10 protein-coding genes are annotated in these 14,790 nt (G+C 62.4%); 1 reads left to right on the top strand and 9 read right to left on the bottom strand.

The genetic code is table 11. From position 1 onward, the window contains the following. Nucleotides 1–19 precede the first annotated feature (19 nt). Nucleotides 20–451 carry a MarR family winged helix-turn-helix transcriptional regulator gene (locus ASD31_RS20825; RefSeq protein ID WP_056339121.1) on the bottom strand — a complete coding sequence of 144 codons (432 nt, stop codon included), beginning with the start codon at nucleotides 449–451 and terminating at the stop codon, nucleotides 20–22. Nucleotides 452–861: 410 nt separating this feature from the next. On the opposite strand from ASD31_RS20825, the gene polA reads away from it, so the two are divergent. Continuing rightward, nucleotides 862–3,888 carry a DNA polymerase I gene (gene polA, locus ASD31_RS20820; protein WP_056339119.1) on the top strand — a complete coding sequence of 1,009 codons (3,027 nt, stop codon included), beginning with the start codon at nucleotides 862–864 and terminating at the stop codon, nucleotides 3,886–3,888. A 34-nt stretch (nucleotides 3,889–3,922) separates the two neighbouring features. Here polA and ASD31_RS20815 read toward each other — a convergent pair whose 3' ends face one another. The 8 genes from ASD31_RS20815 to ASD31_RS20780 all read right to left on the bottom strand — a co-directional run bounded on the left by ASD31_RS20815 (nucleotide 3,923) and on the right by ASD31_RS20780 (nucleotide 14,741). Next, nucleotides 3,923–4,561 carry a TetR family transcriptional regulator gene (locus ASD31_RS20815; RefSeq protein ID WP_056338606.1) on the bottom strand — a complete coding sequence of 213 codons (639 nt, stop codon included), beginning with the start codon at nucleotides 4,559–4,561 and terminating at the stop codon, nucleotides 3,923–3,925. 47 nt (nucleotides 4,562–4,608) lie between these two features. Further along, nucleotides 4,609–7,752, bottom strand: a complete 3,144-nt coding sequence (locus ASD31_RS20810) for an efflux RND transporter permease subunit (protein WP_056338602.1) — start codon at nucleotides 7,750–7,752, stop codon at nucleotides 4,609–4,611. A 10-nt stretch (nucleotides 7,753–7,762) separates the two neighbouring features. Further along, nucleotides 7,763–9,019, bottom strand: a complete 1,257-nt coding sequence (locus ASD31_RS20805) for an efflux RND transporter periplasmic adaptor subunit (protein ID WP_056339117.1) — start codon at nucleotides 9,017–9,019, stop codon at nucleotides 7,763–7,765. A 222-nt stretch (nucleotides 9,020–9,241) separates the two neighbouring features. Beyond that, a complete protein-coding gene (locus ASD31_RS20800; RefSeq protein ID WP_056338599.1) occupies nucleotides 9,242–10,243 on the bottom strand; it encodes an ABC transporter ATP-binding protein in 1,002 nt (333 codons plus the stop codon). Between the two features lie 66 nt (nucleotides 10,244–10,309). Beyond that, complete coding sequence (locus ASD31_RS20795; protein WP_056338597.1) at nucleotides 10,310–11,365, bottom strand: Gfo/Idh/MocA family protein; 1,056 nt, start codon at nucleotides 11,363–11,365, stop codon at nucleotides 10,310–10,312. Further along, the gene (locus ASD31_RS20790) at nucleotides 11,365–12,204 is read right to left on the bottom strand and encodes a carbohydrate ABC transporter permease (protein WP_056338594.1); all 840 of its coding nucleotides are present in this window, start codon (nucleotides 12,202–12,204) and stop codon (nucleotides 11,365–11,367) included. Before ASD31_RS20790 ends, ASD31_RS20795 begins: the two co-directional genes overlap by 1 nt. Nucleotides 12,205–12,217: 13 nt before the next feature. Next, complete coding sequence (locus ASD31_RS20785) at nucleotides 12,218–13,168, bottom strand: carbohydrate ABC transporter permease (protein ID WP_056338592.1); 951 nt, start codon at nucleotides 13,166–13,168, stop codon at nucleotides 12,218–12,220. Nucleotides 13,169–13,478: 310 nt separating this feature from the next. Next, nucleotides 13,479–14,741, bottom strand: coding sequence for an ABC transporter substrate-binding protein (locus ASD31_RS20780; protein ID WP_056338589.1), 1,263 nt, complete (start codon nucleotides 14,739–14,741; stop codon nucleotides 13,479–13,481). Nucleotides 14,742–14,790 lie beyond the last annotated feature (49 nt).

The raw sequence follows: 14,790 nt of genomic DNA, 5'->3' as shown, positions 1-14,790 counted from the left end.
GCCAGAACGGTGGCCGGCATCAGTTCCGCGTGTCGTTGGCGATTGCCATGCGCATATATTCCAGCATGAGTTCGCGCTCGAAACGGCGAAAGCCCGTGAATAGCGACTGATCGGCGGCCAGCGCCGCCTCCTTGGCCTCGGTCTCCATGTCCCTTGCCTTGGAGGTGAGAAAAACCTGCTGGGCGCGCCTGTCGGTCGGATGCTTCTTGCGGACGACAAGTCCGTCTCGCTCCATCCGGGCCAGTGTATTTGCCATCGTTGCCTGCTCGATGTCGAGACGGTCGAGAAGCTGCTTCTGTGTCAGTCCTTCCTCGCTCCACAATTCCAGGAGCACTGGAAACTGGCCGGGCGCGAAGCCGAGCTTATTGCCTCTCTCCTGCAGGGCGCGAGAGAGGGACTTTGCCAGCAGACTGGCCAAATATGTCGCAGACTCCATACGGTCGAAGGCCATAGCCATGGGTACCTCCCGGCATGCGGCAGCACAAGTTACATTGCAGACGATGCACCGCCAAAGCCCCTCTTTCACGGTGATGTGATCACCCCGCCGACAAACAAAAACCGCCGTGGCGGAGGCGGGGCCACGGCGGTCTTGTCAGAATTGGACAAAGGCCCGGAGAGGGGGGATAGGCCTTTGTCCTTGCATCTGGTTTCGGCGGGGGACAGGCCTTCAACCAGACGACGGCGTGCTTGACTGCCGTTGACTGTCATTTGTGGTGGCAAATGTGGCTTTTCAAGGGATGCACGCGAAACCGCGTCATTACAAATTCGTAACCTTGGGCACGGGCGCCGAGCGCCATAAAATTCCCATGCCGCACCAATGAAATATGGACGCCCATCGCGGCCCGCGCTATCCCTGTGGCCATGAAAAAAGGCGATCATCTCTTCCTCATCGACGGCTCCGGCTTCATCTTCCGGGCGTTCCATGCCATTCCGCCGCTCAACCGCAAATCCGACGGGCTGCCGGTCAATGCCGTCTCCGGTTTCTGCAACATGCTGTGGAAGCTCTTGACGGATGCGCGCGATACGTCGGTCGGGGTGACACCCACCCATTTCGCGGTGATTTTCGATTACTCCTCGAAAACCTTCCGCAACGAGCTCTACGATCTCTATAAGGCCAACCGCACCGCGCCGCCGGAGGATCTCATTCCGCAGTTCGGACTGATCCGGCATGCCACCCGCGCCTTCAACCTGCCCTGCATCGAGAAGGAGGGCTATGAGGCCGACGACCTGATCGCCACCTATGCGCGGATGGCGGAGGCGGCCGGCGCCGACGTGACGATCGTTTCCTCCGACAAGGACCTGATGCAGCTCGTTACGGCCAATGTGTCGATGTATGACAGCATGAAGGACAAGCAGATCTCGATCCCCGAAGTGATCGAGAAATGGGGCGTGCCGCCGGAGAAGATGATCGACCTGCAGGCCATGACCGGCGATTCCACCGACAATGTGCCGGGCATTCCCGGCATCGGCCCGAAGACGGCGGCGCAATTGCTGGAGGAATTCGGCGATCTCGAAACGCTTCTTGCCCGCGCCGGCGAGATCAAGCAGGTCAAGCGTCGCGAGAACATCATCGCCAATACCGAACTTGCCCGCCTGTCGCGCCAATTGGTGACCTTGAAGACCGATACGCCGATCGACACGCCGCTCGAGGATTTCGAGCTGCATGCGCAGGACGGGCCGAAGCTCGTCGCCTTCCTGAAGGCCATGGAATTCACCAGCCTGACCCGCCGCGTCGCGGCGGCGACCGAGACGGACGCGGAGGCGGTGGAGGCCGCTTTCGTGCCGGTCGAATGGGGTGCGCAGGCGCATGGCCCTGATCTCGACAAGGGCGAGCTTTCCTCTCCCCCACCGCCATCGGCGCTGTCGACCGCGAATTCACCGGCGCGGGGCACGGCGGCGCAGGCGGCAACCTCGCTCGCCGCGCTTGCCGGGAGCGGAGCCGATGCGGCGACGCCACAGGCATTGGCACAGTCGCGCGCGGCACTTTTCGCAACGGCGAAGATCGACCGCAGCACCTATGTCACGATCCGCGATGTCGCCACGCTCGACCAGTGGATCGCCGACGCACGCGAAACCGGGCTCGTCGGCTTCGACACGGAAACGACGTCGCTCGATGCCATGCAGGCCGAACTGGTGGGCTTCTCGCTGGCGATCGCCGACAACCGGAAGGATCCGTCCGGTCTCGATATCCGCGCCTGCTATGTACCGCTTCTCCACAAGACCGGCGGCAACGATCTTTTCAGCGACGGCGTGAAGCTGGCCCCCGACCAAATCCCGATCACCGTTGCGCTGGAACGGCTGAAGGACCTGCTCGAGGACGCGTCCGTCCTCAAGGTCGCTCAGAACCTCAAATATGATTACCTGGTGATGAGACGCCACGGCATCAGCATCGCCAGTTTCGACGATACGATGCTGATGTCCTATGTCGCCGATGCCGGCGCCGGGACGCATGGCATGGATTCGCTCTCCGAGCGCTGGCTCGGCCATCAGCCGATCCCCTACAAGGAAATCGCCGGCAGCGGCAAATCGGCGCTTACTTTCGACCATGTCGATATCGACAAGGCGACGGCCTATGCGGCCGAGGATGCCGATGTGACGCTACGGCTGTGGCAGGTGCTCAAACCCCGGCTTGCGGCGAAGAACCTCAATACCGTCTATGAGCGGCTGGAGCGCCCGCTGGTGCCGGTTCTGGCGCGCATGGAAGAGCGCGGCATCACCGTCGACCGGCAGATCCTGTCGCGCCTTTCGGGCGAACTGGCGCAGGGTGCCGCCGGCTATGAGCACGAAATCTACGCGCTGGTCGGCGAGAGCTTCAATATCGGCTCTCCGAAACAGCTCGGCGATATCCTGTTCGGCCGGCTGGGGCTGCCCGGCGGTGCCAAGACCAAGACCGGCCAATGGTCGACCTCGGCGCAGGTGCTGGAGGAACTGGCTGCGGAAGGTCACGAACTGCCCCGCAAGATCGTCGACTGGCGCCAGCTGACCAAGCTGAAATCCACCTATACGGACGCGCTGCCCGGCTTCATGCATCCGCAGACGAAGCGGGTTCACACCTCCTATGCGCTGGCCTCGACCACGACGGGACGCCTCTCCTCTTCCGAGCCGAACCTGCAGAACATCCCGATCCGCACGGCCGAGGGCCGCAAGATCCGCACCGCCTTCATCTCGACGCCGGGACACAAGCTGGTTTCGGCGGATTACAGCCAGATCGAATTGCGGGTGCTTGCCCATGTCGCGGAAATCCCGCAGCTGAAGCAGGCCTTTTCCGATGGCATCGACATCCATGCGATGACGGCGTCGGAAATGTTCGGGGTGCCGGTCGAGGGCATGCCGAGCGAAATCCGCCGGCGCGCCAAGGCGATCAATTTCGGTATCATCTATGGCATTTCAGCTTTCGGCCTTGCCAACCAGCTGTCGATCGAGCGCTCGGAAGCGGGCGAATACATCAAGAAATATTTCGAACGCTTCCCCGGCATCCGCGACTATATGGAGAGCACCAAGGCTTTCGCGCGCGAGAACGGCTATGTGGAAACCATCTTCGGGCGCCGGGCGCATTATCCGGATATCCGCTCGTCCAACCCCTCGCATCGCGCCTTCAACGAACGGGCGGCGATCAACGCGCCGATTCAGGGTTCGGCCGCCGACATCATTCGCCGCGCCATGGTGAAGATGGAGCCGGCGCTGGAGGAGGCGGGTCTGTCCGAGCGCGCCCGCATGCTGCTGCAGGTGCATGACGAACTGATCTTCGAGGTCGAGGATGCGGATGTCGAGCGCACCATTCCGCTGGTCGTCTCGGTGATGGAGAACGCGGCCATGCCGGCGCTCGACATGAAGGTGCCGCTGAAGGTCGATGCCCGCGCCGCGCAGAACTGGGACGAGGCGCACTGACGGCGGGAAGCCGCCCTCAGTCTGCCGGATTGTCTTAATCCGGGGGAGAGCCGATGGAGGCTGCCTTCTCCCGGAAGCTGCTGAAAAGATGTTTCAGCCCTTCCCTGCCTTGAGCCTCCAGATCGAAGCGGCGGCCGAACAGCAGCCATTCGCTACAGAGTCCCTTCATCATCCAGCGCAAGGTCCGCGTCGCGGATTGCGGCGTCCAGCTCGTGCCGAGAGCATCTTCGCTCCTTGCCCTGGAGAAAGCCCTTTCAAGCGAGGCCGTGTGCCTGTCATCGACTTCCTGCTGTTTTTCGAGGACCGGCATGAGCTCCTCGCCATATTCGCAGCGCAGCAAGATCGAAAAAATGCGCTGGCGCTGCTCGTCTCCCGCCAGCTCGCCAAGCCAGTCGCCCGCCGCCTTCTCGATCTGACAGAGAACCTCCCGCCCCGGCTGCTCGATCTCGCGGGCGATCATATCTTCCTGCGGCATCGGCACGGAATTGTAGAGTTCGAGAAACAGGTCGGTCTTGTTGGAGAAATGCCAGTAGACGGCGCCGCGCGTGACGCCGGCGGCATTGGCGACATCCTCCATCGTCGTATTGGAGACGCCCTTGGCATAGAAGACGCGCTCCGCCGCGCGAATGATGCTGCTGCGTGTTTCCTCTGCCTCGGCCTTTGTCCTGCGCATGCCCACTCCTCGACAAAAGGCCCGCCTTGCCGGCGGGCCCCTCGTCGTCATTCACCTGGTGTTGCTGCCGTTCCGGCCGTTTCCTCGGCCGGCCGACGTCTTATCCGTCCGAAAAGCTTCATCACGAAGACGAAGAAGACCGGCACGAAGAACACGGCCAGCACGGTTGCCGAGATCATCCCGCCCATCACCCCGGTGCCGATGGCGCGCTGGCTGCCCGAGCTTGCGCCGGTGGCGATCGCCAGCGGCAGGACGCCGAGCGTAAAGGCAAGGGAGGTCATCAGGATCGGCCGGAAGCGCAGATGCGATGCCTCGACGGTGGCTTCCAGAAGCGACTTGCCCGCCTCCATCTGCTCCTTGGCGAACTCGATGATCAGGATCGCGTTCTTCGCGGAAAGGCCGATGATGGCGATGAGGCCGACCTTGAAGTAGACATCGTTGGGCATTTCGCGCAGCGTGACGGCAAGCACCGCCCCGATGACCCCGAGCGGTACGACCATGATGACCGCAACCGGAATCGACCAGCTTTCATAGAGCGCCGCAAGGCACAGGAACACCAGAAGGCAGGAGAGCGCGATCAGGATCGGCGCCTGGGTGCCCGACTGGATTTCCTGCAGCGACTGGCCAGTCCATTCATAGCCGAAGCCGGCCGGCAGCTGCTTGACGAGGTTCTCCATCTCGGTGATCGCATCGCCCGAGGAGTAACCGGGCTTTGTATCGCCGCTGATGCGGACGGAGGGATAGCCGTTGTAGCCCACGGTCTGCGTCGGCGCCTTCACCCATTCGACGGTGGCGAAGGCGGAGAGAGGCACCATGCCGCCATTCGAATTGCGCACAGTCAGGTTGAGCAGATCAGCGATCTGCATGCGCTGAGCTTCGTCGGCCTGCACCGTCACGCGCTGCATGCGCCCGGCATTGGGGAAGTCGTTGACATAGGTGGAACCGAGATTGGTCGAGATCGTCTGGTTGATATCGGCGAAGGTGACGCCGAAGGTATTGGCCTTTTCACGATCGATCATGACGTTGGCCTGGGCGGCATCCGGCATGCCTTCGAAACGAACGCCGGCAACGACATTACTTTGCGCGGCAAGGCCGAGCAATTGATCGCGCGCCTGGGCAAGCGCCGTTGAACCGAGACCGCCGCGGTCCTGCAGACGGAACGAGAAGCCGCCCGTCGTGCCGAGACCCTGGATCGGCGGCGGCGACAGCGCGAAGCTGATCGCATCCTTGATCTGGCTCATGGCCATGGTGGCACGGCCGGCAATTGCCTGGGCGGCATTTTCCGGCCCGCGTTCCGACCAATCGTCGAGCGTGACGAAGGCGAGAGCCGCATTCTGCCCGGCACCGAAGAAGGAGAAGCCGCTGATCGCAACGATCGTGTCGACCGCCGGTTCCTTGCCGAAGATCGCTTCGGTCTGCTCGATCACCTCGTCGGTCCGGTGGCCCGTCGCTTCGGAGGGAAGCTGCATCATGACGATGACGAAGCCCTGGTCTTCGTCCGGCAGGAAGGAAGACGGCAGCTTGACGAACAGATAGCCGAGACCGACGAGCAGGATCAGATAGACGATCATGAAGCGGCCGGTGCGGCGAATCATCCAGGAGACGGAGCCGCTATAGCGATGCGAAGTTCGATCGAACAGGCGGTTGAACCAACCGAAGAAACCACGCTTGGCGTGATGATGACCCTTGGGCACCTGTTTCAGGAAACTGGCGCAGAGCGCCGGCGTCAGCGACAGGGCAAGCAGCGCCGAGAACAGGATCGACACCACCATGGTGAGCGAGAACTGGCGATAGATGACGCCGACGGCACCGGGGAAGAAGGCCATCGGGATGAACACCGAGGCCAGTACCAGCGTGATGCCGATGACCGCGCCGGTGATCTGCTTCATCGCCTTGCGTGTCGCTTCACGGGGGCTCAGCCCCTCCTCCGACATGATGCGCTCGACATTCTCCACGACGATGATGGCGTCATCGACGAGAATGCCGATGGCCAGCACCATGCCGAACATGGTCAGCACATTGATCGAGAAACCCATGAAATACATGACGGCGCAGGTGCCGAGCAGCGCCACCGGGACAATGATCGTGGGAATGATCGTGTAGCGGATATTCTGCAGGAACAGGAACATCACCAGGAAGACGAGGCCGATCGCCTCGATCAGCGTGTGCAGCACCTTCTCGATCGAGACCTTGACGAAGGGCGAGGTGTCATAGGGCATCGAATATTCGAGGCCATCCGGGAAGAAGCCGGAAAGCTCGTCCATGCGCGCCTTGATCGCCGCCGATGTTTCCATGGCATTGCCGGTCGGGGCAAGCTGCACCGCAATGGCGGCCGAAGGCTTTCCATTCAGGCGGGTGGAGAAGGCGTAGCTTTCGCCACCCGCCTCGATGCGCGCGACATCGCGCAGGCGCACTGCCGATCCATCGGCATTGGCCCGAAGGACGATCGCGCCGAATTCTTCAGGCGAGGAGAGCTGGCCCTTGATGATCACCGGTGCGGCAATCTGCTGGGTGATCGGGTTCGGCTGCGCGCCGATCGAGCCGGCGGCGACCTGCGCGTTCTGCGCGCCAATCGCCTGCGTGACATCGCTGGCCGTCAGGTTGAGGCCGAACATCTTGTCCGGATCGAGCCAGACGCGCATGGAACGCTGGGTGGCAAAGAGCTGGGCGCGGCCGACACCGGGCACGCGCTGGACTTCGCTCAGCACGTTGCGGTTCAGGTAGTCGCCGAGACCGATGGCATCCATCGAGCCGTCCGTCGAGGTCAGCGCGATGATCAAGAGGAAGCCGGACCCGGCCTCGTCGACCTGGACGCCCTGCTGCTTGACGCTGTCGGGCAGGCGCGGTTCCACGCGCCGGACGCGATTCTGCACATCGACGGCAGCCTCGCCCGGATCGGTACCCGGTGCGAAGGTGACGTTGATCTCGGCGCGGCCGGAAGCGCTGGAGGTGGATTCGAAATAGAGGAGCCCATCGACCCCGTTCAATTCGTCCTCGATCAGCCGCGTCACGCTCTGATAGGTATCCTGCGACGAGGCGCCGGGGTAATTCGCATTGATCGTGATCTGCGGCGGGGCCACATCCGGATATTGCGAGATCGGCAGCTGCGGGATGGCGATGGCGCCTGCCACCATGATGAAAATGGCGACGACCCAGGCAAAAATCGGCCTGTCTATGAAGAAACTTGGCATCCTGCAGTCCTCATTTCTGCTCGGCTGCGGGCTTTTCGCCCTCGGCCGGCGCCGTCTCGCCCTTGCCGGCTTCCGCCTTTGCAGGCTCGGCCTTGGCCGCATCCGCGGCCGGCTTGGCGTCCGGATTCCATTCGGACGGAACGACTTCTGCTCCGGGGCCGATCTTCTGGAAACCTTCGACGATCACTTTCTCGTCGGGCTTCAGACCGTCGGTCACGATCCAGCGATTGCCGGCAGTGCGGCCAAGGGTGATGTTGCGGAACTCCACCTTGTTTTCGGCATTGACGACATAGACCTGCGACTGGCCGCCGCTAGTGCGCTGGACGGACTGCTGCGGAACGGCAATGGCGTTTTCCTCGACGCCCTGCTGGATCTGCACGCGCACATACATGCCGGGCAGAAGATTGCCGTCCGGATTGGGAAACTCGCCGCGCAGTGTCACCTGTCCGGTCGTCGCATCGACTGCGGCTTCCGAGAACAAAAGCTTGCCCTTGTGATCGTAGAGCGTGCCATCGTCGAGCATCAGCTGCACCGAGGCCTCGTCCCTCGCCGTCATCAGCTTGCCTTCCCGCATCGCCTTTCGCAGGCGGATCAGATCCGTGGCCGACTGGGTGAAGTCGGCATAAACAGGATCGAGCTGCTGGATCGTTGCCAGGTTTTCCTGACCGTTGGCGCTGACCAGCGCGCCTTCGGTGATCAGCGCGCGGCCGATCCGGCCGCTGATCGGCGCGGTGACGCTGGCATATTGCAGGTTGAGCCGGGCAGTCGCGAGGCCGGCATCGGCGACAGCGACATCCGCATCGGCCTGCGCCAGCTGTGCGATCGCATCGTCATATTGCTGCAGGGCGGCCGCGCCGGATTTGCGCAGCTGCGTCTGGCGTTCGGCGGCTTGGCGTGCCTGGAGCTGCACGGCCTTGGCGCGGGCGAGCGTGGCCTCGGCGCTATCGACCTGGACCTGGAACGGCGCCGGATCGATCTTGTAGAGCACATCGCCCTCCTTGACGATCGAGCCCTGTTCGAACACCCGATCGACGACAATGCCGGACACGCGCGGACGAACCTCGGCGATACGAGTCGCGGTGATGCGCCCCGGAAGCTCGTTTGTGATCGGCAGGGCTTCCGCCTTCGTCGTGACGACGGCGACCGCCGAAGGCGGAAAGGCGGCAGGGGCAGCCTGCTCGTCCTGTTTCTGGCACCCGGCCAGGAGGGCGAGCCCCGCCAGGGCCGCGGTCAAGTACAGTCGATTCATCCGCATCGTCGGTTCCATGCAAAAAGCCCGGCACTGGCCGGCCCTGTCGAAGAAGGAGAGCGCCGGCGGCCGGAAGATCAAATTTATCAGTGACGACGGTACGCCGGGCGGGACACCCGGACAACCGCAAAAATTTATACAAACGCAGCTGTATGTTAAAATCGCCGACCACGCAAGCGGATGTTGCGACGCACAACGCAGGTTGCCTGCACGATGCTGCGTGCGTGCCGACCCGAGAGATCAGCGCAAGGCCCGGCCGTCCGCCCCGAAACGGTGCAGGGACGCCCGGTCGGGCGTCGCGTAAACGATCTCATCGACATCGTACCGATGTTCGCCGAACAGGCGGACCGTCAGGAGGCCGGTCATTTCGGTTTCCAGATAGACGAGCGTATCGGCGCCGAGATGCTCGACATGGATGACCTTGCCTTTCCAGTCGCCGCTCTCGCGCGACAGGGAAATATGCTCCGGCCGGATGCCGATGGTCTTTGCCTCGCCATCACCGAGCCGTTCGGCTTCGATGAGGTTCATCTGCGGCGAACCGATGAAGCCGGCGACGAAAGTGTTGGCCGGCCTGTTGTAAAGTTCCATCGGCGAGCCGACCTGCTCGATCACGCCGGAATTGAGCACGACGATCTTGTCGGCCAGCGTCATCGCCTCGACCTGGTCATGCGTCACATAGATCATCGTCGCCTTCAGGCTGCGGTGCAGGCGGGCGATTTCGAGGCGCGTATGGACGCGCAGGGCCGCATCGAGATTGGACAGCGGCTCGTCGAACAGGAAGAGCTTCGGCTCGCGCACGATGGCGCGGCCGATGGCGACGCGCTGGCGCTGGCCGCCGGACAGTTCGGCCGGGCGGCGGGCGAGATAGGGTTCCAGCGACAGCATCGCGGATGCCTTGCCCACCTTGGCGTCGATCTCCGCTTTCGGCGCGCCCATCTGCTTGAGGCCGAGGCCCATATTGTCCTTCACCGTCAGATGCGGATAGAGCGCATAGGACTGGAAGACCATGGCGATGCCGCGCTTGGCGGGCGGCGTGTTGATCACTTCCTGGTCGTCGATCCGGACGCTGCCGGAACTCGCATCCTCAAGGCCGGCGATGACGCGCAGTAACGTCGATTTGCCACAGCCGGACGGGCCGACGAAAATGACGAACTCGCCGTCCTTGACGTCGAGATCGATGCCCTTGAGGACTTCGTGGGTGCCGAAGGCCTTGCGGATGGATTTCAGTTGCAGTGATCCCACGAGAGGCCCCTTTTATGATGATCGCCCAGCCTTTCGTCCGGCGCCGGCGCCGGACGGGCGGGCTCGCTACAGTTTGACCGGCTGGCCGGTGCGCACGCTTTCATCGGCCGCAAGGCAGATGCGCAGCGACTGGACGGCATCGTCCATATGCCGTTCGAGATCGATGTTTTCGGTGATGGCTTTCAGCACATAGGCCTGTTCAAGATCGCAGAGCTGCTGGTGCCCGGGCTCGCCGTCCATCTTCAGGTCCTCGTCCTTGTGGACGAATTTTCCGTCCGGGCCGGTCTCAGCCCGATGAACGCGGATGACGGCCGTCTTGGTATGCGTGTCGATGTCGTCGGACTTGGCGTTGGGGTCCATGACGATCGAGACGGAACCGTTCGGCGTCATCACGTCCTTCACGAAGAAGGCAGTTTCCGAGATCATCGGCCCCCAGGCCGCCTCGTACCAACCGAGCGAACCATCCTCGTAGAGCACCTGGAGATGGCCGTAATTATACATGTCCGGCGCGACCTCGTTCGACAGGCGCAGCCCCATGCCGCGCACTTCGACGGCCCTAGCATCGGTGATCTGGCACATGACATCGACATAATGCACGCCGCAATCGACGATCGGCGGCGTCGTCTCCATCAGCGCCTTGTGCGTCGCCCAGGTCGGGCCGCTCGACTGCTGATTGAGGTTCATGCGGAAGACATAGGGACCGCCCAGCTTGCGGGCCTCGGCGATCAGCCGCATCCAGGACGGATGATGGCGCAGGATATAGCCGACGATAAGCTTGCGACCGGCCTTGCGGGCAGCGGCCACGACGCGCTCGGCATCCGCCACCGTGGTCGCCAGCGGCTTTTCGACGAAGACATCGCAGCCGGCCTCGAAGGCCATGACCGCATAATCGGCGTGGCTGTCGGAATAGGTGCAGATCGAGCAGAGATCGGGCTTCAGTTCCTTGAGCGCCGCCTCGAAATCCGGATGGATCGTGTAGCCGCCAAGTTCCGGGGCCAGCGCCGGCTTGCTGCGATTGACGAGGCCGACGATCTCGAAACCGGGATTGTTGTGATAGGCGAGCGCATGGCTGCGGCCCATATTGCCAAGACCGGCGACGAGGACGCGGATGGGCTTGTTCATTACTTGACTGCTCCTGCGGTAATGCCGCGGATCAATTGCCGCGAGAAGATGACGTAGAGGATCAGAACCGGGAAGATCGCCAGCGACAGGGCCGACAGGACCGCGTTCCAATTGGTGACGAACTGGCCGATGAATATCTGGCTGCCGAGCGTCACGGTCTTGGTGGCTTCGCCGGGCGCGAGGATCAGCGGGAACCACAAATCGTTCCAGATCGGGATCATCGTGAAGACGGCGACCGTTGCCATGGCGGGTCGCACGAGCGGCAAGACCAGGCGGAAGAAGATGGCATATTCCGACAGTCCGTCGATGCGGCCGGCATTCTTCAGGTCGTCGGAAACTGTGCGCATGAACTCCGACAGGATGAAGATGGCGAGCGGCAGGCCCTGCGCTGTGTAGACGAGGATCAGTGCCGTCAGCGTATTGACCAGTCCGGCGGCGACCATGCCCTGCAGGATGGCGACGGTGCCGAGCCGGATCGGGATCATGATGCCGATGGCAAGATAGAGGCCCATCAGCGTATTGCCGCGGAAACGATATTCCGCCAGCGCGAAGGCCGCCATTGCGCCGAACAGGAGCACGAAGAAGATCGAGACGACCGTGACGATCAGGCTGTTCTGGAAATAACCGATGAAATCGCCCTGCTTCAGCACGGTCTCGTAGCCGATCAGACTGAAGCTCTTGGCCGTCGGGGGTGCCAGCGGCGTGCGGAAGATCGAATTCTTGTCCTTGAACGAATTCAGGATGGTCAGGAGAACCGGGAACAGGGCGATGACCGTGTAGCCGGCCAGGGCCAGATGCACGAAACTGGTGCGCAGCGGCGACATGCGTGCTTTCGACATGGATCCGTCCCCCTTAGAACTGATAGCGGCGGACGCGCCGCTGGATGCCGAAGAGATAGAGCGAGACGCCGGCAAGGATGATCAGGAACATCACCGTAGCGATGGTCGCGCCCATGGAGCGGTCGCCCAGTTGCAACTGGAAGCCGAAGAAGGTGCGGTAGAGCAGCGTGCCCAGAATATCGGTCGCCCCATCCGGTCCGGCAAGCGCGCCCTGAACCGTGTAGATCAGGTCGAAGGCATTGAAATTGCCGACGAAGGTCAAAATCGAAACCATGCCGATCGCCGGCAGGACCAATGGCAGCTTAATTTTCCAGAACTGGCCCCAGCCGGTAATGCCGTCGCATTCGGCGGCCTCGATCACCTCGTCGGGAATAGTGAGAAGGGCCGCATAGATCAGCATCATCGGGATGCCGACATTCTGCCAGACGGAGATCAGCGATACGGCAATCAGCGCCGATCCGGGCTTGCCGAGCCAGGGGCCGAAAAAGGCTTTCAGGCCGACCAGGTCCATGAAGAAAGGCGTGATGCCCCAGATCGGCGACAGGATCAGCTTCCAGATGAAGCCGACGATGACGAAGGAAAGCAGGGTCGGCAGGAAGATCGCCGTGCGGTAGAAGGCGGCGAGCCTGAGCCTCGGGATCGACAGCATGGCGGCAAGCGCGATGCCGAGCGGATTCTGGACCAGCATATGGATGGCGAAGAACACGAAATTGTTCTTCAGCGCCCGCCAGAAATCGGCGGCCCAGCGATCGTCGCCGAACAGAACCTGGAAATTGCCGAAACCGACGAAGGTCGATTGCCCATCGACGGTGTTGAACAGCGACAGGCGCAGCGTTTCGATCAGGGGCAGGATCATCACGGCGGAATAGACGATAACGGCCGGAAGCAGGAAAACGAGAATATGCCAGCGTCTCGGCCGTGCCGAAACCTGTATAATGTCCTCTGACGATATGGCGCTGCTCATGGCTTTAGCCGCTCCGACCCGTTCTTCGTGATTGCCGCAGGACGACAAGGCGCTACGCTGCCGGTCCCCGCCGCGCATGCCATCACCAGCGCCTTGGGGGTGCTGGCAGGATGTGTTTTCAGATTACATGTTTTTGCACGAGATTCTGCTTTTCGCGTCAGGAATCCGACCGCGTGAAGCCCCTCATCCGCCCTTCGGGCACCTTCTCCCCGCGAACGGGGAGAAGGGACAAGCCGCAAACTCTGTTATCCCCTCTCCCCGCATGCGGGGAGAGGGCTAGGGTGAGGGGCATTGCCCCCTGGAACCCAGATTACTTGCCGGCAGGCTTGTACCAGCTGTCGAGGCCCTTCTGCAGCTTCTCGGCGGCAGCTTCCGGCGTATCGGTACCGTTGATCACATTGGCCGATTCCACCCAGGTCTCGTTTTCGAGGTTCGGGGTGCCGCGCGACAGGATCTGGTAGGTCGAGCGGATGGTCGGCTTGCACTTTTCGCGCCAGGAGACGAATTCCTGGGCGAGCGGATCGGCCATCTTCACCGGGGTCGAATTCAGGCTGAAGAAGCCCGGCAGCGAATTGGCGTAGATGTCGGCAAATTCCGGCGAGGCGATCCAGGTCAGAAGCTTCTTGGCTTCTTCCGGATGCGCGCTCTTGGCGTTCAGGCCGACGCCGATGTCGTTGTGATCGGAGATGTAGCAGGCGTCGCCAGCGGCTTTGACCGGCGGCGGGAAGGCGCCCATCTTGAAGTCAGCCTGCGTGTTGAACAGGCCGATTTCCCACGAGCCGGCCGGGAAGATGGCCGCGCGACCGAGCGTGAAGAGGTTCTGGCTGTCCGGATAGGTCTGGGCTTCGAAACCGTCGCCGAGATAATCCTTCCATTTGGCAAGAACGCGGAACGGCTCGACCCAGCCTTCGTCGGTCAGCTTCTGCTCGCCCTTGATGAGGGCGGCGCGGCCTTCCTCGCCCTTCCAGTAGGTCGGGCCGATATTCTGGTAGCCCATGGTCGCGGCTTCCCAGAGGTCCTTCGTGCCCATGGCGAGCGGGATGAAGGTGCCGTCGGCCTTGATCTTGTCGAGGGCTGCGAAGAATTCGGCCTCGGTCGTCGGGATGGCGATGCCGAGCTGGTCGAAGGCATCCTTGTTGTAGATGAAGCCGTGGATGACCGAGGCCATCGGCACGCAGAACGTGGCCGAACCATCATCCGTCGTCCAGGCGGACTTGGCGACCGGCGAGAAATTCTCCATGCCGGCAAGGCCTGTGAGATCAGCCAGATGCTTCTTGTTGTAGAGTTCGAGCGAGGCGTCGAAGGGGCGGCAGGTGACGAGGTCGCCAGCCGAGCCGGCATCAAGCTTGGCGTTCAGGGCGGCATTGTACTCGGTCGGCGCCGTCGGCGCGAACTTTACCTTGATGCCCGGATTCTTGGCCTCGAAGGCCGGAATCAGCTTTTCCTGCCAGATGGCGAGGTCGTCATTGCGCCAGCTTTCGATCGTCAGCGTGACGTCTTCCGCATGCGCCAGCCCGGCGGAGCCGAGAATGCTGGATGCAAGCAGCAAGCCTTTCAAAGTCGTGCGGGTCATTCCGTTCTCCCTTTTATATGCGCCGGTTTGGCGCGGTTTTGAAACCCAG

Origin of the sequence: Rhizobium sp. Root482 (genome assembly GCF_001426565.1) — a bacterium.
Classification (GTDB): domain Bacteria; phylum Pseudomonadota; class Alphaproteobacteria; order Rhizobiales; family Rhizobiaceae; genus Pararhizobium.
The sequence above is the reverse complement of the archived record's forward strand: the minus strand, read 5'-3'. Positions and strand labels throughout refer to the sequence as shown.